Source organism: Vibrio sp. QJM3NY_39 (genome assembly GCF_057785895.1).
The window spans coordinates 1,037,917-1,061,741 of record NZ_CM173505.1; the positions used below are offsets into that span (position 1 = coordinate 1,037,917).

The window sequence follows — 23,825 nt, forward strand, 5'->3', positions numbered from 1 at the left end:
ATTTGATATTTGAAGCCGGGATTAACGACCGACTTTGCGCCCGCAGCGCTTAAACAGCTGCTGCCAATAATCAACGTGGCGGCGAGTGGATGATCGAAAGGCTTGATGCGCATCTTTGATGGGAAAGTAATAACTGTGTAGCTCAGGCTGTGCGTCAAACATAGCAAGTTGCGGGGCTAGCTGCTGATAGTAGCCATCCAATTGCGCCATGTAAGGCTGAACTTTGTCAATATACTGTTGTTCGAACACATTGTTGAGATAGCGAAACTTAGTTGTGTCTCGTTGCTTCCCACAGATGATGTTGGCGTCAAAAGTAGTCAGCTGCTGGGTGATGGTATCAAGCTCAACCGAAGCACGAGCCAGCGAGTAGTATAAATCCCCGAGCGTAGAGCTCTTCTCTAATATTTCTTGAACCTCAATAGTCTTGCCGGAAACGAGCGGCGCGTTTAACGCTTGGTTGAGATGTTCTAAGGCGCCACTGGTTTGTCGTACCTGATCGCCGATATCAGCACGTAACCACTGACTGCCACGCATTTGCGACTGCATGGCATCGCTGGCATAGATGAGATTCCACTGGTGCAGCGGAAACTGTGTGAGTTTCTGCTGCTCGATTTCTTTCAGTAGCTCTACGACCTCAGAGTCTAATTCGCTACCGGATAAACATTTCCCAACACCCGCAAGTAGGGCGACTTGATAATCGTAATTACGAAACTCATCCGCGACTTTCCCAAGAACCGAATTTCTTTCTGCAATCAGATTGAACAATCCACACTGACGAAGCTGGTAACTGTCGATGAGACCGATAGAAAGCGATGGCACGTCAATCAACAGTTCTCTTTTTCTCGGTAGGTTTTCAAATTCCCATTCCTCTTTTATCTCGTCAACATCTTGTACTCTGGCTATCTTGGTTTGGTAGTCGTCGAATAAGTCTCCGGGGCCATCACTGAAACAGCCAGTTAGCACCATTGTTAGACACAACAGTGTTGAACGTACGAGTATGCTTGAGTTAACGCGACGACCCATGTGACCGCTACCAGTCTATTTCGTTACCATCGAAATTAAAGAAGTGACCACTCACTTCAGTATTCGATGACTCTATTACAGTCACAAGGCCTTTAGCCGAAGTCTCTGTATCAATAAGAGCATTAGGCCCACCCATTTCGGTCTGTACCCAACCTGGATGCAGAGCTAACACGGTAACGCCACTATCGGTTAAGTCGTTACTTAGGCTCTTCACAACGGAGTTTAGAGCGGCTTTGGAGGAGCGATAGATGTAGCCGCCTCCCGAGGTGTTCTCGGTCATGCTACCGACTCTAGAGGACAGGCAAGCGACCTTTTTGATATCGCTGTCTTCTAGTAGAGGTAATAGCGCTTCGACAAGCTTCAGTGGGGCAATAGTGTTGACTTCGAATACACGGCGCCACTCTTCGACATCGGTATTACCCAGCCCATAACCTTTAGGACCATAGTAGCCAGCGTTGTTGATCAAGATATCAATCGGTTCCATTTGCGAAGGGAGTTGGCCTACTGCTTGGTAATCGGTTATCTCTAATTGAATGCAGGTCAGGTTGCTGTTGTTTTTCGCCAATGACAGAAGTGCTTCTGCGGAGGTGGCTTCACGATAAGTCGCGTACACCTTGTGGTTACCTTTTAAGTACTGCTGAGTCAGGCTTAAGCCAATGCCGCGGTTCGCTCCAGTAATAAAAATTACGCTCATGGTGATTCCTTGTTAGTTCAATTAGTTAAGTTTGATGGCTTAACACGAGAAAATCAACGCTCCACCAACTGGCCATTAGCATTCCTATAAAAATCATTACTGCTGCCATTGATCCGCAGATCACCCCAAAGATGAGTATTAGGTTTTTCATTGGTGTCTCTTTTTGAAAGTCAAGTTAATGATAACTATTATCATTAATTAAGGTTGTCGCCTAGGCTGAGACTGTTATGATTTTGAGAAAGATACGCAATTAACCTGATTATGATTCCTTTAATTTACCACCCAATCTATTCGCAGTTACCTTTACCAGAAGGTCATCGTTACCCAATCAACAAATATCAGTTGTTACACAGTGCTGTTGAAGCGTTAATGGATAGCGATCCTCTATGGAAGAGCCAGTTTGAAATCTTCCAACCAACGCCGGTTTCGGTTGAACAGGTAAAACAGGTTCACGATAGTGAGTATGTGGATTTGCTTGTTTCTGGTAATTTGCCCACGGCGAAAATGAGACGCATCGGGTTCCCGTGGAGTAAACAACTTATTGAGAGAACACTCTACTCAAGTGGTGGAACCTGCTTGGCCGCTGAAATGGCAATAGAGAGTGGTTTAGCGATTCATTTGAGTGGTGGTTATCATCACGCACACCATGATTTTGGTAGCGGCTTTTGTTTGTTGAACGATCTGGTGTTAGCGGCAAAACATGCGCTGACCTTTGAACATATCGATAAAGTGCTTATCGTCGACAGCGATGTTCACCATGGTGATGGTACAGCAACTCTTTGCCAAGAGAATGACGACATCATTACTTTGTCGTTTCACTGCGATAAGAACTTCCCTGCACGCAAACCGTCATCCGATTTAGATGTGCCATTAAGCCGTGAAACAGAAGATGAAGAGTTTTTACGTTGTTTTGAACAAGTCACCAAACTGGCGATTGCTCACCATCAACCTGATCTCATTATTTATGATGCGGGGATCGACATTCATAAAGACGATGAACTGGGTTACTTGAATGTTTCTACGCAAGGGATATTTGAACGAGACTGTTTTATGATTGGATTAGCACAATTTGAGTCTATTCCAATGGCGTGTGTGGTTGGTGGCGGGTACCGCACTCAACATCAAGATCTGGTGCCGATTCATATGCAGTTATTGAAAGCAGCTTATGAAATTTATGGTTAAACGTCCCCCCAAAAAACCTATTAAAGAAACCGGCTATCTAAAAACCCCTCGCACCATAATGGTTCGCACCCGCACCAAAAAAGACATGGAATTGCACCAATATGGCTTAAATAAAGTACTTTCTTATTAGATAGTTACTCATTTTTGCGACTATTTATGGTCTATAAATTGCTTATCCTCTGTGTCTACAAAAAATACAAGGGATGTAAATGAACCTGACGGACAAGGAACGCAGTTGGCTTAATTGGCTTGGTGTGACAGGTAAACTGGTAATGCGAAGAGCCTGTTTTCTAAATCGAAGTAAAACAAGAGAGCTTGAGCAAGCATTTGAAAGCATCGCTCACACTCGCGTTAAACTGCTTCACAATTGGGTCAAGAATCAATGGGACTTCCTAGAGGACTCTGCTGTTTATTTAGCGAGTCGAAATGAAGAGCAAGCTGAGGATACGTTAGCGAGCCTGCTCAAACGCAGTTCGGATTTTTCTGAGTTAGCGATCATTGATGGCAAAGGCATCGCACAAGCTTCGAGTTTTCAAGAGCATGTGGGTGTTGCTATCGGAGATAAAAAAGCAATATCAAATACGAAGCAGCGCTATCTACACGGGCCGTATATGGACTCGCGCACTTTGAATGTAGGAGCATCGAGCTCTTTGTTTCATGACCAAGTCACATTGATGTTTTATGTGCCGTTCTCTCGAGACGATAACACACAGCAGTTCTTGTGTGGCAGAGTGCCCAATGATGTGATTAGCGATATCATTCAACGAGAAGCTGGGCATATCTACAGTGAGTCGGGTGATAACTATATCTTTATGGTGGACTCGATTCATGATCCACATATTCAACCAGGTGTTGCTCTATCTCGTTCTCGTTTTGAAGATAACACTTTTTCTCATGGTGAGAATTTAAAGCAAGGAATCAGTACTGACTGGGGAACGGTCAAGATTCAACAACACACTGAGTTCGAAATTCGCTTTACCGATCCGGCCACTAATCAACTTCATCCGGGGGTCAGGGAAACCATTAAAAATGGCAGCAACCTGTTAGTGGGATACCCCGGTTATTCAGACTACCGTCATATACCGGTTATTGGAAAAGGACTTACCTTTCAGCTGGACGGATCTCCAGACACCTTTGGGATGATGTGTGAATCCGATTTGGAAGAAGTCTATAGAGACCGAAGCTTGAGTTATACCCTATCTAAGCATTTTATCGGATGTATGTCGTTACCCATCTTTATTCCGTTATTGCTCTCCAACCTTTATTCACTTTCGCCTTACTTACAAAGTGGCCTTATGTTCGCTTGCGCAATAGTGAGCTTAGGCCTATTCAGATGGATCAGCGCCAAACCGTTAGCGAATAAAGTTCATGAGATGACAGGGGTTATGCAAACCTTAGCGGAAGGCGATGGCAATTTAAGTCGGAGACTCGACCCAACTACATTCAGTCATAATGAACTTGGTAATTTGGGGCGTTGGACCAACAGTTTTATCGATAATTTGGATAATACGGTTAGTGAGTTGGTTCATGCTAGTCATGAAGTCAGAGAAGTTTCAGAGTCTATGTTCCGCCGCAGTGTGGTAATGAGCCAAACTAGCGACGAGGCATCACAGGCGTTAAGTAATATGCTGCAATTGAGTCAGTATCAACAGAGTGAAATTACCCATGCGACTGTATCGGCAACGCAAATGGATGTGGTAATGAAGCAAGCAGTTCTTAATGCGGAAGAGGAATACAATCAGTCCGTCGAAGGTATGGAGATTGTTCGGAATATCGTAGAAAGCTCAGCGAACAGTGTGAATGAGGTGAATGATGAAATGTCCAAAGTGTCTGACATTATAGACATCATTACTGACATTACCGCGCAGACTAATCTTTTAGCCTTGAATGCGGCCATCGAGTCGGCAAGAGCGGGTGAACACGGGAGAGGATTCTCTGTCGTCGCATCTGAAGTCAGAACTCTGGCTGACCGGACATCCCAAGCCGCTAATCATATTAGTGACCTGATGAAAGAGCTACATAGTAAGTCTCGTAGTGCTGTTGAGTCTATGGAGCAAGGTGTTGAGAATGTGAGTAAAGGAAACTTAACAGTAGACTCAAACGCTCGCAGTGAACAAATTCAAGCGGCGGTTTCTGAGCTCTTTACCACGATGTCTAACCTAGATGAAAATAGTCAGCAGAATGGGCAAACTGCCGATAAGGCGCAACGGTCTATATCTGACTTGCAACTCTCTACTAAACAATTAGCACGTAGAGTGTCTTTAATGGGGAATGCGTTAAGCCGATTGGATCAATTAATCGGACGCTTTGAAGTTAGCAGAAAAGTTGCGTGATGCACTGGCTTGATAAGTTGAGTGTATAAGCTTCAACTTAGATACATAAACCTTAGATGCAAAAAAGCCGCTGATTTCTCAGCGGCTTTTTTTAATGTGGTGGAGGGATAGGGATTTGAACCCTAGAACCGCTATTAACGGTTGCCGGTTTTCAAGACCGGTGCTTTCGACCACTCAGCCATCCCTCCATTGGCGTGAATAATATAAGGGGGAGACTGCCTTGTAAACCCTTAATTATCATAATCTTGTTTGGTTGCTTGTTTTCTAGTCATTAGCGGCAATAAAAAAGGGAAGCAGCATGCTTCCCTTTTTTATATGGTGACTAGTTAATCATTTTTTGTGTAGAAACGCTGCAGCTCTGTTAAGCCTTGCATTAATACTGGTAAGCGAGGGCTTACATCTTTTAGGCGTTTGTAGTTTTGGTCATACAACTTGTAGTTACCAAATTTATCTAACACAGTGGTTTGCTGGTCGGTAACAAGGGCAAGTTCACGTGAGTCACCCGCGAGAATCCACTTTCTTTTACGCTCATTAAACAGGCTGCGACCGCTACTGAAATCTGTTGGGTTTGAAGATACGCCCAATAGCTCTTGCATCAACGTTACGGACACGTCTAAATGACTAGAACGGTGAGTGTATTCAGAAGCAGACTTACCAGGCCAGCTGATAAACAGTGGCACTTGTAATTGATAACGACTGTAGTTGGAGTTTGCGCCCCAGCTGTTGGTCTTAGTTTCGTTAAACTCGCTACCGTGATTAGAGGTAATGATAACCACCGTGTTGTCGGTTAGCTCTAAGCGTTCCAGTTCAGCATAGATTGTTGCTAGCTGAGCATCGGCTGCTTGAGCAGATTTTTGATAGTCTGCAGCAAAACGTTCTGCTGTCGTTAACGTTGAGTCTGACTCTGAACTTGAATCGTAGCTAGAGAAGTTATCCAGCGTGGTCAGCTCAATGAAGTTAAACCAAGGACGTTTAGCTTGTGGTGATTGAATCCAGTTAGACCAAGCTTGTATCGCGCTTTTGTCATCATAAGTTGCTTGCTCTGGCATAACATCACGGCCTCGGAAGATGATTTCCGAGTAAAGTGCATCGTCAAAGTTGTCGCCACTGAAAGCCGCAAACTTATAATTGTGATTATCTAAAACGTCCAACAGTACTGCACTTGAACCCTGAGCTTCGATGCTGCTTGCGTAGCTGCTTGGAAGGCCATAGAACAAACCGAAGATACCAAACATGTCGTTACTTGAACTGTAGTGATTGGTGAAGTTGATCGATTGTTGTGCGTAGGCATAGCTGTTTGGCATCGCTGTGGCATTAAGTGCATCAGAGCGAAGGTTGTTTACACTCACCATCAGGATATTAAGATCATCACTGCGGCGGTTGTATTGAATTTTTTCGAGCGGGTAGCTAACTAAGTTTACGTTCTCTTTGTTGGCTTCTAAACGCTGTAAATATTCTTCACGGTCTAATAGGCCATGTTTTTCCATAAAGCTTTTCGCTGTCATTGGGTATGACAGTGGGAAGTTCGCTTTCTGGCTAGTAATTGGGTTGTAGAAATACGCATCAGCCCACATGTAAGTCAAGTGGCTGCTGATGAAACACAAGAAGAAGACGGCAGTAATCGGACGGCCAATGTGTTTATGAGACAGTTTACGTTGCTTACGCCAAACCCACTCAGACAGACCTAGCTGTAATAAGAAGATAAGTGGCATAACAATGAAGAGGTGTTGCAAATCAGATGTGAATGCAGACTCCTCTCCACTGAATAAAACCTCCCACACGACAGGTGTCAGGTGGAGGTTTATATTTTGATACGTTTGGGTATCAATCAGTAGGACAGTTAAACCTATGGTTGCAAAGCAAACGGCAACCAAACGTAATAACTTCCTCGACGGAAGAATAAAAGTGAGCGGAAACAGCACTAATAGATAAAGCGCGAATACTAAAAATCCGAAATGACCAACCCAAGATGCAGCCAAATAAAATTGACCCAATAGGGTTTCTGGCCAAGCAGATTGAGTAATATAACGAGTACCAATCAACATCGCAGCAATGATGTTGAAAAATGCAAACCAGTGACCCCAACCAACAAGTCGAGATACGCGATCGCTATATGAGTTTGCGCTGTCTACCATTTATAATTCTTTTATCCGTCAATCAAATTTAGTGAGACTTTTTATCTTCAAGAGAAGAGATTAAAGCTTCGGCAAATTTTTCAGCAATTCCTTTGCGTTGTGAAGCAGCAACATTCTGATTTAAGACATTGGTTGCGATATTTCCAGCGATCATCAGTGAAAGTTCTGGTGAAGCTTTGTGCTTAGTGAGTACAGCACCTACTTCAGCTAGGATTTTTTCAACTTGATCATCTGTGTATTTAGATATAATCGGCATAAGGACTCTAATAATGATAGTAAAAGCGGCTTATGATAACCTACTATGCACGACAACTGAAACCTGAACGGTAATATTTTCACTATGAGCCTTCACCTTTCCAACGTAATTTTACACCAGCTGAGCAAGAACGATCAGGATGAACTGATTGTTAACTATCGTGCTGAATCTCTAGAGAACGATGCTTCATCTGAAAGCCTAGTTGCTGAACTTCACCGTGTTTTTAATTCAAAAGCAGGTAAAGGGTTTGGTTCTTTCAAATCCGACAGCGAATTCCAGCAGTCGTTGCATGAATTTCGAGCGGGAGAGCAAAGTTTCTATGATTTCTCTCAAAAAAGTGCGCTACGTCTAAAAGATGAGTTATCGAAATACCCATTTGCTGACGAAGGCACTTTGGTACTCGCTGAATACCAATCACTGGCGACAGACTACCTTTTCATCGGTTTACTGCCTTCGAACCAAAGTTTGAAAGTGACTGAAGGGTTAGACATCAGTGCGACTGATTACCTTGATATCTCAAAGATGGATATTGTGGCGCGCCTTGACCTTTCAACATACGACACAGACAAAGAGTCAAACCGTTACTTAACTTACATTAAAGGACGTGTTGGCCGTAAAGTCGCGGATTTCTTCTTAGATTTCTTACAAGCTGAAGTCGGTTTGGATGCGAAACAGCAAAACCAAGTACTGATGCAAGCGGTAGAAGATTTCGTTTCAGACTCTAAGTTAGAAAAAGAAGAAGCGATCAGCTATAAAAAGCAGGTTGCGGATTACTGTAACGAACAGCTAAAAGCGGGCGATGAAGTTCAAGTTCGTGAACTTTCTGGAGAACTGCCAGCAAGCACTGATGGTACAAGCTTCTTTGACTATACTAGTGAGCAAGGCTACGAGTTAGAAGACAGTTTCCCCGCTGATCGCGCAACTATGCGTAAACTAACAAAATTTGTTGGTGCTGGTGGCGGTTTGAATGTTAGTTTTGATAGTCTGCTTCTAGGCGAACGTATCTTTTACGATCCGGAGGCAGACACGCTAACGATTAAAGGCACTCCACCGAACTTACGTGACCAACTGACTCGCAATAAGTCATAGTCCGAAGTTAATGAGTAAAAGCGGCAGCAAGATGTTGTCGCTTGTTTTGTGCTTAGTCTTTTAGCAAGTGTCATGGCTTCAAGTTAACACGCACAAGGAATATAGATGGAACAATCAGTAGCAAAGCCCAAACGCTTTAAAAAACCGGCCACTTTCTTGGTTGTGCTCTTGGCTCTGTGGCTACTTCCTTCATTGGCTCTCCTTAATCTAAGCCGTTCCTACACCAATTCTCTTGCTCAAATTGAAGAACTCGGTATTCGCGTCAATGAATTGAGGCAATCGCTTTATTTCTCTGAGCCGCTGCGAGTCTCTCGTATCAATGAGTTAGCACTTGATGCTCAGTTGGTTTATTCGATCCGACTGCAGATTGAATCTGATTTTCAACACGCCTTGTTTCGTCCTGATGCGAATCAACTGCTTTACGTAGCCGATCAGTTCCTAGAAAAGTTTGATGAGTTCATCCCGATAGAAAGCCAGGTTCAAGACATCGTTGACAATATTAAGATACTGCGCGCTGATAAAGAGCTTTCCCTTAAACTAAAACCGCTACTCAATGAATTCGGCGTTGTTGTCTTTGAAGCGATGTATTCTGACAATCAAAGCTCGTCAGCGACTTATCGTGCGTTTGATTCCATTCTAGAAAAATCATATTCATTAAAAACTGAAGAGCAAGACGCACTGCAACAGTTATTGGCTGATGCCTCAGCGTTGTTGAGTGATTACGCTCAGCTCAATTATTTAGTCGATAAAATCAAGAAAAACTCGGTGAACGAACAGATCATTAAACTTGAAGCTGAGTTCCATGACCGTCAGTTTAACCTATTGCTAGTGATGCTAGGTTTAAGCTTGGTAACGATGATCACACTAGTGTTGTGGGGCGTTAGATCGAGAAAATTGATTCAACAAACAGACAAAGAACTGAGTCCTGAACCATTAGCCGATTCAAGTAAGGAAAATGCTCTCTCTGCGGTGAGACAACCAACTAATGACCCTTCCGTATTGAAGATTACGCCAACGAGCAAACATTCCGACCTTCAAGCTCAAGAGGGCATTAACGTAGCAAGCCAGGAAATTGTTCAGCAGAACACAGAGGAAGCTCCAGTGGCAGAGAAACACATTGCAAGTGTCACTGATTCAAAGCCTGCGATTGATATTGAAGACATGCTAGAAACGCTTGATGGTGATGCTGAGTCTGTCGAATTGCTACTTGGCGTCTTTGTACAAGATCACGCTGATGATTACACGAAGTTCAAATCTCTTCTCACTAAAGATGAAACCTCTGCTGCTCGTATTGTACATAGCTTAAAAGGTGTGGCAGGCAGTATCAAAGCGTCTCGATTAGCGATCATTGCAGCAACTATTGAAATGACAATGAAACAGTCGAGAGCGATCAGTGAACACGATTTAGAAGAACTAGAGGCGGCAATAAAAGCCTCTATAGATGCTGCGTTTGAATATTTAGATAAGCAGCGTTAACTTTTGTAGGAATTTTGACAATACTCTGACGAAGTGCTCATACAATCCGCGCCCTTAGTCTTTGTCAGAGGTTTACATGTTACGATTTTCGAGTCGACGTTGGATGGTGTTGGTGCTTAGTATTGCGCTAAGTGGTTGTTCTCTATTAGAAGTTAAGTTAGATACTCAGACGACGCCTCTCACTCAACAAGAGCTGAATGCTCGAATCATGACGCGTGAATACGGCAAGATGTTTTTTATGCGAGTAGAAGACTCTGCCGATCTCATTGCTCAATCTTACCCTGCTGATGACACCTTACATCAATCTTATGTCTTGCTTTGGAAGATCCATGCGGAGCAGGGCTTACAGCAAGCGGCTTATCAAACTTCACCGATGTCTGCCTTAATCGACTCGTGGGTGTTCACTGCCCAAATGAATCAGTTTTATCGCCAAGGCGATGGTGCGGATCTGTTCGCGACGGATCATGCGGTAGAGACTGCTCGTTTTCTTGATCAAGAAGCAGAAAAACTGGCAAAGGGTGTATTGAGCTCGAGTGATTTCAAGAACAGCAAAGTGTTCGTTGCGCAGTTTGCTGCTAGCCACCCATTTAAAGACCTCACATTCAGAATCACCCCCGCTTACCGTGAATGGCTGAACTATCTAGGTAAAGACGAGTCACAAATTGTCCAGAGCTTAGGCACCATGCCAGAAGCAATGAGTGACGCATCCGATCGTTTAAGTTTGATGGCTGACCAGACGCCTAAACTAATGTCTTGGAAAGCGGAGCTGGTTGCGTTAAACAGCTCGCTAACGGGTGAAGACCTGTCTATGACATTAGAAAGTCTTCGTCAAACGTCAGCAAGCATGCAAGACTTCATCGAGAACAACCCTGAGTACATGCAAACACTGGCTTCTATTATGTCGACAGAAATGCAGCCTCTACTCAACGATCTTAGCGACAAGACAGACCAGAAATTAGCGATGCTCACTGAAGAGCGTGTGGCGTTAGAAAAAATGGTGACACGTGAAAGAGAAGCTCTGGTAGAGATGATTGCGAAAGAGCGCATTGAGATTGCAGGTATCGTGACTTCAGAGAGGGAGTTGTTTACGCAAGACCTTGACCGCGTATCTCAAGAGGTGGTGGTACTTGCTATTGATAAACTGATGGAGTTAATCAAAGGTGTGATTATCTACTTCATCCTGTTTATCTTAGTGGTGTTTTTTGCACCGTTAGGCATCGGTTACTGGCTGGGTAAGCGAACCATAAATAGATGAACCAGTAGATTAAAAAAGAGCGCTCTAGGGCGCTCTTTTTGCATTTATATCATTAACGTTTTTGTGCTTACTTTCTAAAGCTCTGAGGCATTAACTTATGCTTGCTGCTTAGTAAGCTCTGCCGCTTCTTCAGTTTCAACGGCTGGTGCTGTTGGTTCACACTTATCAACGAACCAACCCATGTAAGAGGTAACGATAGTCACGATGATACAGATGAAGCTTAGCCACATGAACGGTGCGTAAGATAGCGTTGCAACGCCTAGAATACTCGCCATGTAGATACCGTTATCACTCCAAGGAACCATACCTGACGTTAACGTGCCACCAAACTCAGCATTACGAGATAGGTTCTTACGTTTGTAGCCCAAGCGGTCGTAGTTCTTCGCACAGATTTTTGGCGTAAGGATTAACGATACGTACATCGCAGAACCGAACACGTTACCCATGAAAGCCGTACCAATTGTGCTCGTAGCTAGAGAACCTGCGCTGTTTACACGGCGCTCGAACACTTTAGCAATTGTCTCTAGTACGCCCACTTTATCCAGTAAGCCACCAAAACCTAGACCAAATACGATAACCGCAACCGAACCAAGCATTGAAGACATGCCGCCACGGTTAAGAATCGAATCAATAAACTCTACGCCAGATGAGATAGAGAACGGTGCCCAAGCAGTGTTGAATGCCGTTAGGAAATCGATCTCTTGGATCATGACTGCCCAGATAATACCAAGCAGAGAACCAAAGCTGATTACTGGGAATGAAGGCATACGGAAAGCCAACAGGCCAAGCACGATCAGTACTGGAACGAATGAGTAAGGCGTGATGTAGAACTGAACTTCCATTGCTTTGATGACAGAATCTACTTGGCTCATGTCAACATTACCTGCGTAGTGGAAACCAAACGCAGTAAACATGATACCAGTAATAATGTAGCTGATTAGCGCAACAGGCAGCATGCCTTTGATGTGTTCAACCACTTCGACACCAGACATTGAAGAAGCCAGAATCACTGAATCAGAAAGTGGAGACATCTTGTCACCGAAGTAACAACCTGATAGTACCGCACCCGCTGTAATTGGTGCTGGAACACCTAAGCCTTGGCCAATACCCATCATCGCGATGCCTGCAGTACCCGCGGCACCCCAAGACGTACCGGTCGCCAATGCGGTTAGAGAACAGATGATCATGGTCGCTAAAAGGAAGATAGAAGGGTGGATAGCTTTCAGACCATAGTAAATGATAGTAGGTACGATCCCGCCTGAGATCCAAGTACCAACAAGAGCGCCAACGGCTAAAAGTATTAAAACCGCGCCTAAGCCATTGGATATTCCTTTGAGTGCTGCTTTTTCTAAGTCTTTGTATTCGTGGCCAAGACGAATACCAAGAACCATGATAATGAACCAACCAATATACAAGGCAAGTTGAATTGGAAGGTCAAGCTTTGCTGTAAAGGAAAAAGCAAGGGATAGAAATAGTCCTAACGCGATGAATACCTGTAATAGGTTCGGTAGGCGAGTTTTACTCTGCTTCATAAAAGCCTCTTGTTAATTCGAGCATTTATAGTGCTTCGTTATAGTGTGTGGTGCAAAACGGACACTACAGTAATTAGTTTATTATATCGAAAAAATACGCCCAAGTTGTGATATTTGACTGTTAACTCAATCAATTGTGGTTTCATAATCTGAAATTTTGTTAAATTCATGATTGTTACATGTTGGAGTTTGTCGCACGTTGTTTTCGTTTTGTAAAATATAATTCTGATTAACCTTGGTTTAAAAGAGGGATTTACTGTTTGTGATAGGTGTCGATTCAAGCGGTTTTGGCGATGTAAATGTTTGAATTTGACGATAATGGGTGCTTTAACAATGGTGTAGACATTGAATGTCGATACAGAGATAACTGCACGATTCATTACGTTCACTTAAAAGAAACGAAAAAGTTACACTTTTTGACAAAAAGCGCTTGAGTTCTGTTTCTGAAAAACTTATAGATGGGGGAGAGCAATTTTTAATTTATACATGGAGAGTGAGCGATGAGAGTAGGTCTAGTTGGTTGGCGCGGTATGGTTGGTTCTGTACTAATGCAACGTATGGTTGAAGAGAAAGACTTCGACTTGATTGAGCCTGTTTATTACAGCACATCTCAGATTGGTATTCCTGCCCCTGTTCTAGGTGGTAAAGATGCGGGTCTACTTCAAGACGCTTTTGATATTGATAGCCTAAAACAGCTTGATGCTGTGATTACCTGTCAAGGCGGCGATTACACATCAAAAGTATACCCAGCATTGCGTCAAGCAGGTTGGAAAGGTTACTGGATTGATGCGGCTTCTACCTTACGTATGGACGCTGATTCAATCATCACTCTTGATCCTGTTAACTTGGCTCAAATCCAGCAAGGCATTCACGGCGGTACTAACACTTTCGTTGGTGGTAACTGTACTGTGAGCTTAATGCTTATGGCTTTGGGTGGCCTTTACGAGAAAGGTATGGTCGAGTGGATGAGTGCCATGACTTACCAAGCGGCTTCTGGTGCCGGTGCTAAGAACATGCGTGAACTGATCTCACAAATGGGTGTGATCAACGATAGCGTAAGTTCAGAGCTAGCAAACCCTTCAAGTTCCATCCTTGATATTGATAAAAAAGTCGCTGATACCATTCGTTCATCTTCATTCCCAACAGACCAATTTGGTGCTCCGCTTGCGGGCTCACTAATCCCTTGGATCGATGTGAAGCGTGAAAATGGTCAAAGCAAAGAAGAATGGAAAGCAGGTGTTGAAGCGAACAAGATTCTTGGCCTAGATGGTCAGCCAATCCCGATTGATGGTACTTGTGTACGAATAGGTGCAATGCGTTGTCATGCTCAAGCACTAACAATCAAGCTTAAGCAAGACGTGCCAATGGACGAGATCGAAGAGATCATCGCGACGCACAATGATTGGGTTAAAGTGGTTCCTAATGACCGTGACATCACGGCACAGGAGCTAACACCAGCGAAAGTAACAGGTACTATGTCTGTACCAGTAGGTCGTCTGCGTAAGATGTCTATGGGTAACGACTTCCTGAACGCGTTCACTGTCGGTGACCAATTACTTTGGGGTGCTGCAGAACCACTACGTCGTACTTTGCGCATTATCCTTGCTGAGAAAGCGTAATAGGCAAGATTGCTTAAATTCTATTAGCTGATAAACCGAAAGGGTTGACGATAAACGTCAACCCTTTTTAGTTTATTGATATCTCGTTATTCGGCCCTCGAAACTGTCCTTAAATCTCTTCGCATCTCGCATCTCGCATCTCGCTACTCGAATCTCGTGTCTGCTTTTATTTCTCGTCGGTGACGACACGCTTGTCTGGGTCTGCCAATTCACTCGCACAGTGTTTGCAATACATGGCATCCGAATCATGGCCAGCGCGGTTGCAGTTCGGGCACTTAACCAACTCTTTGTGTGAGTTCATTTCATTACTGAGTTCTGCGGTAATGATACCCGTTGGGACGGCTAGGATAGAGTAACCCAATAGCATGGTAAGTGAAGCGATCGCTTTACCTAACGCGGTTTGGGGGATCATGTCACCGTAGCCAACCGTGGTGATGGTTACGATTGCCCAATAAATACTGTGGGGAATACTGGTGAAGCCATTTTCTGGTCCTTCAATAACAAAGATCAGAGCGCCGAAGATAACGACCAAGATACCCACTGTACTGAAGAAGATCAGTATCTTTCGTCGTGCCATCAACAGTGAGCGCAACAAGATATTGGAATCTTGCAGGTAACGAACCAGTTTTAGGATTCGGAAGATACGCATCACACGCAGCAGTCTCACCACACCCATAAATGAAGCGCCTGGGAAGATGATCGCTAGATAGGTCGGAAGAATCGCTAATAGGTCAACGACACCATAAAAGCTGGTGGCGTAGGATTTGGGTTTTGGAGAGCAATAAAGTCTCAACAAATACTCGAGAGTAAAGAGGGCTGTAAAGGTGTATTCGATATAACGCAGCTGCTGTGACCATTCGGTCATCACATTAGGGATGGACTCTAAGATCAGAACCAACAGCGAAGCCAAGATTGCAACGATCAGAGAGATATCAAATGCACGTCCGGCTGGCGTGTGAGTACCAAAGATAATGACGTACAAATGATGCTTGAGTGGCTTGCGTGACATAAGGAAAGATTCATCTTCTGTTAAATGCATTAACAATCATTATACAAGCTTCATAATAACGAGGCGAGTGAAAGCCCAATTGCTTTACTCGCCTCATCTATCGTTCAGTAGTGGTTGCCCTTTTTAGAGCAACTGAAATACCGTTAAATGTTATGCCAAACCTGGGAACAGGTTACGTAGACCATTAGCGATGAACTCGATGCCCAATGCACCGAGAATCAAGCCCATGATACGAGTGATAACGTTGATACCGGTTTGACCTAAAAAGCGAACGATAACCGGCGCTGAACGGAACAGAAGCCAAGAGCACGTTGCAAACGCGATGATACTAATGCCAATTCCTACGGTATCAATGGCTGCAGGATAGCGAGAACCATAAACAATGGTCGAGCTGATTGCACCCGGGCCTGCCATTAGCGGCATAGCCAGTGGAACAACACCGATTTGTTCTTTGCTGATGTATTCAGATTTCTCTTGTTTGTTCTGTTTATCTTCACCGAGCTTACCGCTCATCATCGAAAATGCGATGCTCAGCAATAGCAAACCACCTGCAACACGAAATGAATCTAGCGAGATGCTAAACATATCAAGCAGCATTTGCCCCGCAACAAGCGACACAATCAGGATAACGGCAACTGCTATGTTTGCTTGTAAGGCTGTCCTGTTCCTCTCTTCTGGCGGCATATGAGCAGTAAGAGAAACAAAAACAGGCATGATGCCGATAGGGTTTACGGCAGCAACAAGCCCAAGGAAGAATTGCATAAAAATTGCGAGTTCTAAGCCTTGCATGAGAGCGGTCTCCAGTTAGCGTACTTAAAGTTGAAGTGTTGATCTGTGAATAGTCAGAGCGCGTAATGTAAGGGACAAACTCAATTTGCACGAATGAAAAAAACTAACCTGAAATAGGGGATTTTTTTTAGAAAAACTAATTGAATCTCACTTTTGTATTCGCCTTGTTGAAAGCTAGTTGTTAGTGTTTCATTTTGTAACTTGTTATTGAGTAACTGTTAACCATCGCACGAATTTAATAAAAATTATGTCAGAATCTAGCCGCTGCAACGGTATGGATATACTCTCAGTAGCACGAATATAGCTGTATACATGTAATTTAACGGACTAAAAATGAAACTTTTTTACAGTTTATGACGCTATGTAGAAAAAAGTTGTCTGTTTGCTTGTTTTTTGCGCTAACGGAAAGTGTGATATTAATCTATGTAAATCATGCTCTTAAGTTAATTTTTGCGATTGCCTTACTACTTTCTGGTTAATTCTTTTTGGGTAACTGATCTGGGTCAATTTTTTTCACACAGTGAAATAATATACTCAGTCCTGAAAGCAATTTACTAAGAACGCTGATGTTTAAGGTTAAAGGCAAGCAGCGAATTTAATAAAAAGTTTTTAATATTTATTATTTTAGGAGATCCACCATGCCTGTAACTAACTTAGCGGAACTTGATGCTCTAGTAGCTCGCGTTAAAGCAGCACAAGAAGAGTTTGCAACATTCTCTCAAGAGAAAGTAGACGCAATCTTCCGTGCAGCTTCTCTTGCTGCTAACCACGCTCGTATCCCACTTGCACAACAAGCAGTTGCTGAATCTGGAATGGGTATTGTTGAAGATAAGGTTATCAAAAACCACTTTGCATCTGAATTTATCTACAACAAATACAAAGACGAAAAAACATGTGGCATCTTAGAAGAAGATGACAGCCTAGGCACAATGACTATCGCTGAGCCTGTAGGTATCATCTGTGGTATCGTTCCAACAACGAACCCAACTTCTACAGCAATCTTCAAATCTCTAATCTCTCTTAAGACACGTAACGGCATCATCTTCTCGCCACACCCACGTGCAAAGAACTCTACTAACGACGCTGCTAAACTTGTTTTAGATGCGGCTGTTAAAGCGGGCGCACCAAAAGACATCATCGGTTGGATCGACCAACCATCTGTAGAGCTTTCTAACGCGCTTATGAAGCACGACGGTATCGCGCTTATCCTAGCTACTGGTGGTCCAGGCATGGTTAAAGCAGCATACTCTTCTGGTAAGCCTGCTATCGGTGTTGGCGCTGGTAACGTTCCTGTTGTTATCGATGAAACAGCTGACATCAAACGTGCTGTAGCATCTATTCTTATGTCTAAAACATTCGATAACGGCGTAGTATGTGCTTCTGAGCAAGCTGCAATCGTAGTTAGCGAAGTATATGACGAAGTTAAAGAGCGTTTTGCTTCTCACAAAGCTCACGTTCTATCTAAAACTGACGCAGATAAAGTACGTAAAGTTCTTCTTATCGACGGTAACCTAAACGCTAAGATCGTAGGTCAACCTGCTCCAGCAATCGCTGAAATGGCGGGTGTTAAAGTTCCTGCTGATACTAAAGTTCTTGTAGGTGAAGGTCTTGGTAAAGTTTCTTACGATGACGAATTCGCTCACGAGAAACTGTCTCCAACTCTAGGTCTATTCCGCGCAGACGATTTCGAAGACGCTGTTGCTCAAGCGGTAACGATGGTTGAAATCGGTGGTATCGGTCACACGTCTGGTCTTTACACTAACCAAGACGTAAACGCAGATCGTATTCGTTACTTCGGTGACAAGATGAAGACGGCTCGTATCCTAATCAACATCCCTACTACTCACGGTGGTATCGGTGACCTGTACAACTTCAACGTTGCACCTTCTCTAACTCTTGGTTGTGGTTCATGGGGTGGTAACTCTATCTCTGAGAACGTAGGTCCTAAGCACCTTATCAACAAGAAAACTGTAGCGAAGCGAGCTGAAAATATGTTGTGGCACAAACTACCTAAGTCTATCTACTTCCGTCGTGGCAGCCTTCCAATCGCAATGAGCGACCTAGAAGGTAAGAAACGCGCATTCCTAGTAACTGACCGTTTCTTGTTCAACAACGGTTACGCAGACGACGTAGTACAAATCCTGAAAGCACAGGGTATTGAAGTTCAAGTATTCTTCGATGTAGAAGCGGATCCAACATTGTCTGTTGTTGAGAAAGGCGCTGAAGCAATGAAGAGCTTCCAACCTGACGTAATCCTTGCTCTAGGTGGCGGTTCTCCAATGGATGCTGCTAAGATCATGTGGGTTATGTACGAGCACCCAGAAACTCACTTCGAAGAACTTGCAATGCGCTTTATGGATATCCGTAAACGTATCTACAAGTTCCCTAAAATGGGTAAAAAAGCTGAGCTTGTATGTATCACTACAACTTCAGGTACGGGTTCAGAAGTTACGCCTTTCGCCGTTGTTACTGACGACAAGACTGGTGCTAAATACCCACTAGCGGATTACGAAATCACGCCAAACATGGCTGTTGTTGATGCTAACCTAGTAATGAACATGCCTAAGTCTCTAACAGCGTTCGGTGGTTACGATGCCGTAACTCACGCTCTTGAAGCTTACGTATCAGTTCTTGCGAACGAATACTCAGATGGTCAAGCTCTACAAGCTCTTAAGATGCTTAAAGAATACCTACCATCAAGCTACAAAAACGGTTCAGCAGACCCAATCGCTCGTGAGAAAGTACACAACGCTGCAACGATTGCTGGTATTGCCTTTGCGAACGCATTCCTAGGTGTGTGTCACTCAATGGCTCACAAAATTGGTGCTGAGTTCCACCTACCACACGGTCTTGCTAACGCACTACTTATCTCAAACGTTGTACGTTACAACGCGAACGATAACCCAACTAAGCAAACTGCATTCTCTCAGTACGACCGCCCACAAGCACGTCGTCGTTACGCTGAAGTTGCTGACCACCTAGGCCTAAGCCAAGCTGGTGACCGTACTGCTCAGAAGATTGAACGTCTACTAACTTGGTTAGAAGAGCTTAAGAACGACCTAGACATCCCACTATCAATCCAAGCTGCGGGTGTTAACGAGTCTGACTTCATCGCTAAACTAGACGAGCTAGCTGTTGAAGCGTTCGATGACCAGTGTACAGGTGCTAACCCACGTTACCCACTAATCACTGAGCTAAAAGAAGTACTAACAACGTCTTACTTCGGTACTCCTTACGTTGAAGGTGAAACTTTCGAAGGCACTACAGTGATTCTTAAGAAAGCTGACCAAAAGCCAGCTGACGCGAAAGCGGCAAAAGCTAAAAAAGAAAAAGCTAACGCATAATAAGTAAGTATTAGTTTTGAGATAAGTTTTCGCTAGCACGAACCTTATCTATCGGGAAAAGATCAAAGCCCTAGTCGAGAGACTGGGGCTTTTTTTATGTTTACTGCCTGCTCTACGAGGCTTGAAAGGCTAGAGTAACGTCACTCGATTAGAAATGAATGGCTCAAATGTGCTTGGCATCGAGGAAGAACTAAACCTCAGCAGCGACCACTCGCCCACTAAAGTAATCATTAGAGACGATGTATTCCGTTGTTCTGGTCAGTTCATCTTGCAGCTGAGCCCAGTGGCATCGGTTGAGTTTGCCATCGGAGTTATGGACTGCAGGGACAACACCGCCGACTCGAATACCAAATGGAGTCAGTTCTTTGGCCCAGCTATGGGTAAAGCCAGTGATCATTGAGTTCGCACTCTCTAAGCCGGACACGTCATGGAAATCATCGTGAGAGATCACATTCACAATAACGCCTTCTTTATCCTCCTCTCGTAATCTCTCGGCACTGATTTGCCCAAATGCGAAAAGAGTCGTAGCCATAGAAGAAAGATCATTGATAAAGCTACTGACAGGCTGATCGCCAATTAGGCTTGGCATCGGAGAGCTTATCCAATTATTGACCAGTACATCGGGCGTAGTGTTGAAGGTGGTTTGAATAAAATCAAACACACTGAGAATTGCTTGGTTATCATTACTTTTGAGCGTGTAGTGGTAAACCGAGTCAGAAAAACGAGCACATTGTAAATAGGTCGCTTGAAGTGCTTCCGTGTCTTTATCACAAAGGATGACTGTGGCTCCAAGGTTAACAAAGTGGTTCGCAATCGTCCCTCCGAGTCGCGAGCCTGCAGATGTCACCAATATAATTGAGCTTTTTATTTCCATCCCAGCACCTAAATAAATCGTCCATGTCGGATAAGGATGGGTTAAATTTCATACAATGGGTGTGAAGAGGTTCAAACTAAGGCGTGCCAATTGATAAGTTTTTATGAACTTAGTGGCAGCTCACATTTCGCAGTAACTTCAAGTAGTAATCGACAACTTGTATTTCACGCTCACCCAAGGCTGGTGGTTCATATCATTCATGTGAATAATTTGAAATGCGGCGAACTAATCAAGAATAGCAGTGGATAGAGAGCGAAAAGAGGAAAGGTAGTTGGCAGCTATACTTGAGCTTGAATTTGGTACTGACGTTGTGCAGTTGATAGTTCATTGTAGAGCGTAGCAAGTGGCAAATCAGGTACCTGTTTGTTTGCCAATTTACGTCGGTCATGACCAGAAAGGTTTTGGTAAACCTCTTCGGGTAAGTCGGCCGTATCTTCAGGCATGAAGGCAAGGGCTTCCGGTTTCAAGTAATGGCTGAGTTTTGCGCTGGCAAGGCTAGCTTGATGAAAATGATTAGATTGCTGAGCTGAAATCTCATACGAGGATTGGTTCGAACGCAGCTGTTGCGGCTCTGCAACGCCGAAGTGTTTACGCAGGCGATCTTCAGTTGTCTCTGTGACTTCAATGGTATCAATCGGCGTGCAATCACGAACGTCATTAGAAAACATAGATAACAGCAACGCGAAATCTGCACGGCGACCTTGCTCAACCGCTTGGCTGATCCCGATGCCGAACTTCAGTTCGTTGATGATTCCTGCTTTGTCTAAAGTATGTATTTGCATGCTGCCTCTCATTGGATACACCTTTAACGGCATGGAGTCGGCAAACTTTAGTGTTTAATTACAGGCAAATAGAGAATTTATGCAGGGTGGGGAAGAGTGATAGGAGTTGGTCGAGAAGTAAGCTCTCTTGGCTAACTGGCTAACTGGCTAACTGGCTAATAGGCTAATAGGCTAATAGGTTATTAGGCTAAGAAAGGTCTAGATTTTGTGGAATACGACAGATACAAAAAAGCTCACGCCGAGGCATGAGCTTTCAATAGATAACTCGCTATAAATAGCGCAGCGTAAGTAATAATTACTTAGCTAGGTTCTCTTCTACGAAAGACCAGTTTACTAGGTTCCAGAATGCAGCCATGTAGTCAGGGCGAACATTGCGGAAATCGATGTAGTAAGCGTGTTCCCATAGGTCAACAGTTAGAAGTGGAGTAACACCTTCTTCTGTTAGAGGAGTAGCAGCGTTAGAAGTGTTAACGATGTCTAGAGAACCGTCAGCTTTCTTAACTAACCAAGTCCAAGAAGAACCGAAGTTGTTGATTGCTGAATCAGTGAATTTCGCTTTGAATTCTTCGAAAGAACCGAATGCAGCGTTGATAGCTTCTGCAACAGCGCCAGTTGGTTCGCCGCCTGCTTTAGGAGCAAGACAGTGCCAGTAGAACGTGTGGTTCCAGATTTGAGCAGCGTTATTGAAAACACCACCAGTAGAAGTCTTAACGATCTCTTCTAGTGTTTTGCCTTCAAACTCAGTACCTGGGATAAGACCGTTTAGCTTAACAACGTAAGTGTTGTGGTGCTTACCGTGGTGGAAATCTAGCGTTTCTGCTGAGATGTGTGGTTCTAGCGCGTCTTTCGCGTAAGGAAGAGCCGGTAGTTCAAATGCCATTGCTCAATTCTCCATTGATATGAAAGAGTTAACTCTTTCGATTGCTTCCAGTGATATTATTATTCATGGTTCGCTTTACAGCCAACCATGGTCAATTTGCTGACTTGCGATATAGTTTAGCAAGTTTTTACTTTATTAAAAGCTTAATTCATCACTTTTGTGTGAATTGTTAGCTTAGCTCGTAAACCGCTTTTTTTATATGGTTTTTATTCTTTTGGTTTGGGGTAGAATAAAGGCAATAAAAGCCGTAATCCATTAACGAGGAAGCAATGGAAACTATCGATAAAATCAAACAGCAAATTGAAGAAAACACCATTCTACTTTACATGAAAGGTTCTCCTAAGCTGCCAAGCTGTGGTTTTTCTTCTCAAGCATCTCAAGCTCTAATGGCATGTGGTGAAAAATTTGCTTACGTAGATATCCTACAAAACCCTGACATCCGTGCAGAGCTTCCAGCTTACGCACAATGGCCAACGTTCCCACAACTTTGGGTTGACGGTGAGCTGATCGGTGGTTGTGACATCATTCTTGAGATGTTCCAAAAAGGCGAACTTCAGCCAATCGTTAAAGAAGCGGCTGCTAAAGTAGCTGGCGACGACGCAGAGTAAGCTTTAAGCCTTTGTGCTTAAATATTGAATGGAAGGGGCCCTTAATGAGGCTCCTTTTTTGTTTGAATGGTTTGAAAGACTCGATAAGGAATGAACAATGGACGTAAAACTTCATTATGTGCATGACCCAATGTGCAGTTGGTGCTGGGGTTATAAGCCAACATTAGAACTCTTAAAACAGCAGCTACCTGCGAGTATTGAGTTTAACTACGTAGTCGGTGGTTTGGCCCCTGATTCTGAAGATCCAATGTCAGAAGAGATGAAAGGTAAGCTGCAAGCTATCTGGAAGCAGATTGAAGCTAAGTTGGGTACTGAGTTCAACCACGAATTTTGGACTGAATGCCAACCAGTTCGCAGCACTTACCCTGCTTGTCGTGCCGTGATCGCTGCTGGTTTTCAAGACCATTACGAAGCGATGCTTGAAGCAATTCAACACGCTTACTATCTTCGTGCGATGTTGCCACACAGCCAAGAAACGCATTTGCAGTTAGCTGAAGAGCTAGGGATGAATGTGCAACAGTTTGAAAATGATCTTTCTAGTAAGTTATTGGAAAGTGAATTAGATGACCAGTTAGGCTTTAAAGAAGCGATGGGCGTACATTCTTACCCGACGTTAATGCTTGAAGTGAACGGTATCTTTAGTGAAGTTGAGTTAGATTACCAATCGACTGAAGCGACGCTTAAGTCGATTCGTGAAGTGCTTGTGAACAACGCTCCCGCTGCATAATTCTGCGAGAGTTGTCTGTATTAATGCAAATTATTTCCAAGGCTTACTCATCAGAGTAAGCCTTTTTTGTTTGGCGTCGCCGGTTCATTGAGAGGAAGGAAGAGTGGAATGAATCCCAGGAACAAAAAAGACCGCACGAGGCGGTCTTTATAATGTCTTTCTTTAGCTTATAGCTTACTACTTACGGTTTATTGCGTATCGATTCTTAGCTAAAGAAC

Annotated in this window: 18 protein-coding genes, 1 tRNA gene and 2 pseudogenes; 10 read left to right on the forward strand and 11 right to left on the reverse strand. The window is 43.7% G+C overall.

Annotated features, from left to right (window positions below; genetic code table 11):
* Window positions 1-21 precede the first annotated feature (21 nt).
* Window positions 22-1,023: a DUF3080 domain-containing protein gene (locus tag AC3CHU_RS04795; protein WP_488525170.1), complete on the reverse strand. Its 1,002-nt coding sequence runs from the start codon at window positions 1,021-1,023 to the stop codon at window positions 22-24.
* A gap of 7 nt (window positions 1,024-1,030) precedes the next feature.
* Entirely contained in the window at window positions 1,031-1,717 is a 687-nt protein-coding gene (locus AC3CHU_RS04800; protein WP_488525171.1) for an SDR family oxidoreductase, read from the reverse strand.
* A gap of 261 nt (window positions 1,718-1,978) precedes the next feature.
* On the opposite strand from AC3CHU_RS04800, the gene AC3CHU_RS04805 reads away from it, so the two are divergent.
* A complete protein-coding gene (locus AC3CHU_RS04805) occupies window positions 1,979-2,899 on the forward strand; it encodes a histone deacetylase family protein (protein ID WP_488525172.1) in 921 nt (306 codons plus the stop codon).
* A gap of 209 nt (window positions 2,900-3,108) precedes the next feature.
* A complete protein-coding gene (locus AC3CHU_RS04810) occupies window positions 3,109-5,232 on the forward strand; it encodes a methyl-accepting chemotaxis protein (RefSeq protein WP_428785452.1) in 2,124 nt (707 codons plus the stop codon).
* Between the two features lie 97 nt (window positions 5,233-5,329).
* Here AC3CHU_RS04810 and AC3CHU_RS04815 read toward each other — a convergent pair.
* The 3 genes from AC3CHU_RS04815 to AC3CHU_RS04825 all read right to left on the reverse strand — a co-directional run bounded on the left by AC3CHU_RS04815 (window position 5,330) and on the right by AC3CHU_RS04825 (window position 7,623).
* Window positions 5,330-5,420: transfer RNA gene (locus AC3CHU_RS04815), tRNA-Ser, on the reverse strand.
* Between the two features lie 138 nt (window positions 5,421-5,558).
* Entirely contained in the window at window positions 5,559-7,367 is a 1,809-nt protein-coding gene (locus AC3CHU_RS04820; RefSeq protein WP_114633828.1) for a DUF3413 domain-containing protein, read from the reverse strand.
* A gap of 28 nt (window positions 7,368-7,395) precedes the next feature.
* Entirely contained in the window at window positions 7,396-7,623 is a 228-nt protein-coding gene (locus tag AC3CHU_RS04825) for a YejL family protein (RefSeq protein WP_004734063.1), read from the reverse strand.
* Between the two features lie 84 nt (window positions 7,624-7,707).
* Here AC3CHU_RS04825 and yejK point away from each other — a divergent pair, with 84 nt between their 5' ends.
* The 4 genes and pseudogenes from yejK to AC3CHU_RS04845 all read left to right on the forward strand — a co-directional run bounded on the left by yejK (window position 7,708) and on the right by AC3CHU_RS04845 (window position 11,443).
* The gene (gene yejK, locus AC3CHU_RS04830) at window positions 7,708-8,712 is read left to right on the forward strand and encodes a nucleoid-associated protein YejK (protein ID WP_488525173.1); all 1,005 of its coding nucleotides are present in this window, start codon (window positions 7,708-7,710) and stop codon (window positions 8,710-8,712) included.
* 105 nt (window positions 8,713-8,817) lie between these two features.
* Window positions 8,818-9,607 (forward strand): annotated as a pseudogene (locus AC3CHU_RS04835) (Hpt domain-containing protein); the annotation flags it as partial.
* 185 nt (window positions 9,608-9,792) lie between these two features.
* Window positions 9,793-10,188 (forward strand): annotated as a pseudogene (locus tag AC3CHU_RS04840) (Hpt domain-containing protein); the annotation flags it as partial.
* Between the two features lie 76 nt (window positions 10,189-10,264).
* On the forward strand, window positions 10,265-11,443 hold the full coding sequence (locus tag AC3CHU_RS04845; RefSeq protein WP_114633826.1) for a chemotaxis protein: 1,179 nt from the start codon (window positions 10,265-10,267) through the stop codon (window positions 11,441-11,443).
* A 95-nt stretch (window positions 11,444-11,538) separates the two neighbouring features.
* Here the strand turns inward: AC3CHU_RS04845 and nhaC are convergent, their stop codons facing one another.
* The gene (gene nhaC, locus AC3CHU_RS04850) at window positions 11,539-12,975 is read right to left on the reverse strand and encodes a Na+/H+ antiporter NhaC (RefSeq protein ID WP_017079531.1); all 1,437 of its coding nucleotides are present in this window, start codon (window positions 12,973-12,975) and stop codon (window positions 11,539-11,541) included.
* Window positions 12,976-13,475: 500 nt separating this feature from the next.
* Between nhaC and asd the strand changes: the two genes are divergently transcribed.
* Window positions 13,476-14,594: an aspartate-semialdehyde dehydrogenase gene (gene asd, locus AC3CHU_RS04855; protein ID WP_017079532.1), complete on the forward strand. Its 1,119-nt coding sequence runs from the start codon at window positions 13,476-13,478 to the stop codon at window positions 14,592-14,594.
* A 166-nt stretch (window positions 14,595-14,760) separates the two neighbouring features.
* Here the strand turns inward: asd and AC3CHU_RS04860 are convergent, their stop codons facing one another.
* Window positions 14,761-15,603, reverse strand: coding sequence for an ion transporter (locus AC3CHU_RS04860; RefSeq protein WP_026012221.1), 843 nt, complete (start codon window positions 15,601-15,603; stop codon window positions 14,761-14,763).
* Window positions 15,604-15,753: 150 nt separating this feature from the next.
* Complete coding sequence (locus AC3CHU_RS04865; RefSeq protein ID WP_004734056.1) at window positions 15,754-16,392, reverse strand: YchE family NAAT transporter; 639 nt, start codon at window positions 16,390-16,392, stop codon at window positions 15,754-15,756.
* Window positions 16,393-17,030: 638 nt separating this feature from the next.
* Between AC3CHU_RS04865 and adhE the strand changes: the two genes are divergently transcribed.
* Entirely contained in the window at window positions 17,031-19,736 is a 2,706-nt protein-coding gene (gene adhE / locus AC3CHU_RS04870) for a bifunctional acetaldehyde-CoA/alcohol dehydrogenase (RefSeq protein ID WP_054547228.1), read from the forward strand.
* A gap of 190 nt (window positions 19,737-19,926) precedes the next feature.
* Here the strand turns inward: adhE and AC3CHU_RS04875 are convergent, their stop codons facing one another.
* The 3 genes from AC3CHU_RS04875 to sodB all read right to left on the reverse strand — a co-directional run bounded on the left by AC3CHU_RS04875 (window position 19,927) and on the right by sodB (window position 22,272).
* Window positions 19,927-20,610, reverse strand: a complete 684-nt coding sequence (locus AC3CHU_RS04875; protein WP_054547229.1) for an SDR family oxidoreductase — start codon at window positions 20,608-20,610, stop codon at window positions 19,927-19,929.
* A gap of 278 nt (window positions 20,611-20,888) precedes the next feature.
* Complete coding sequence (locus AC3CHU_RS04880; RefSeq protein ID WP_004734051.1) at window positions 20,889-21,392, reverse strand: VC2046/SO_2500 family protein; 504 nt, start codon at window positions 21,390-21,392, stop codon at window positions 20,889-20,891.
* Window positions 21,393-21,687: 295 nt separating this feature from the next.
* Window positions 21,688-22,272, reverse strand: coding sequence for a superoxide dismutase [Fe] (sodB, locus tag AC3CHU_RS04885; protein ID WP_004734050.1), 585 nt, complete (start codon window positions 22,270-22,272; stop codon window positions 21,688-21,690).
* 269 nt (window positions 22,273-22,541) lie between these two features.
* Between sodB and AC3CHU_RS04890 the strand changes: the two genes are divergently transcribed.
* Window positions 22,542-22,880 carry a Grx4 family monothiol glutaredoxin gene (locus AC3CHU_RS04890; RefSeq protein WP_017076187.1) on the forward strand — a complete coding sequence of 113 codons (339 nt, stop codon included), beginning with the start codon at window positions 22,542-22,544 and terminating at the stop codon, window positions 22,878-22,880.
* 97 nt (window positions 22,881-22,977) lie between these two features.
* A complete protein-coding gene (locus tag AC3CHU_RS04895; RefSeq protein WP_054547231.1) occupies window positions 22,978-23,607 on the forward strand; it encodes a DsbA family protein in 630 nt (209 codons plus the stop codon).
* Window positions 23,608-23,825 lie beyond the last annotated feature (218 nt).

Coding starts and splice junctions, on each gene's coding strand:
- sodB (WP_004734050.1), bottom strand. CDS start 22,272: ATGGCATTTGAACTACCGGCTCTTCCTTACGCGAAAGACGCGCTAGAA.
- asd (WP_017079532.1), top strand. CDS start 13,476: ATGAGAGTAGGTCTAGTTGGTTGGCGCGGTATGGTTGGTTCTGTACTA.
- AC3CHU_RS04825 (WP_004734063.1), bottom strand. CDS start 7,623: ATGCCGATTATATCTAAATACACAGATGATCAAGTTGAAAAAATCCTA.
- AC3CHU_RS04875 (WP_054547229.1), bottom strand. CDS start 20,610: ATGGAAATAAAAAGCTCAATTATATTGGTGACATCTGCAGGCTCGCGA.
- yejK (WP_488525173.1), top strand. CDS start 7,708: ATGAGCCTTCACCTTTCCAACGTAATTTTACACCAGCTGAGCAAGAAC.
- AC3CHU_RS04810 (WP_428785452.1), top strand. CDS start 3,109: ATGAACCTGACGGACAAGGAACGCAGTTGGCTTAATTGGCTTGGTGTG.
- AC3CHU_RS04805 (WP_488525172.1), top strand. CDS start 1,979: ATGATTCCTTTAATTTACCACCCAATCTATTCGCAGTTACCTTTACCA.
- AC3CHU_RS04795 (WP_488525170.1), bottom strand. CDS start 1,023: ATGGGTCGTCGCGTTAACTCAAGCATACTCGTACGTTCAACACTGTTG.
- AC3CHU_RS04895 (WP_054547231.1), top strand. CDS start 22,978: ATGGACGTAAAACTTCATTATGTGCATGACCCAATGTGCAGTTGGTGC.
- AC3CHU_RS04865 (WP_004734056.1), bottom strand. CDS start 16,392: ATGCAAGGCTTAGAACTCGCAATTTTTATGCAATTCTTCCTTGGGCTT.
- AC3CHU_RS04890 (WP_017076187.1), top strand. CDS start 22,542: ATGGAAACTATCGATAAAATCAAACAGCAAATTGAAGAAAACACCATT.
- AC3CHU_RS04800 (WP_488525171.1), bottom strand. CDS start 1,717: ATGAGCGTAATTTTTATTACTGGAGCGAACCGCGGCATTGGCTTAAGC.
- AC3CHU_RS04845 (WP_114633826.1), top strand. CDS start 10,265: ATGTTACGATTTTCGAGTCGACGTTGGATGGTGTTGGTGCTTAGTATT.
- nhaC (WP_017079531.1), bottom strand. CDS start 12,975: ATGAAGCAGAGTAAAACTCGCCTACCGAACCTATTACAGGTATTCATC.
- adhE (WP_054547228.1), top strand. CDS start 17,031: ATGCCTGTAACTAACTTAGCGGAACTTGATGCTCTAGTAGCTCGCGTT.
- AC3CHU_RS04820 (WP_114633828.1), bottom strand. CDS start 7,367: ATGGTAGACAGCGCAAACTCATATAGCGATCGCGTATCTCGACTTGTT.
- AC3CHU_RS04860 (WP_026012221.1), bottom strand. CDS start 15,603: ATGTCACGCAAGCCACTCAAGCATCATTTGTACGTCATTATCTTTGGT.
- AC3CHU_RS04880 (WP_004734051.1), bottom strand. CDS start 21,392: ATGCAAATACATACTTTAGACAAAGCAGGAATCATCAACGAACTGAAG.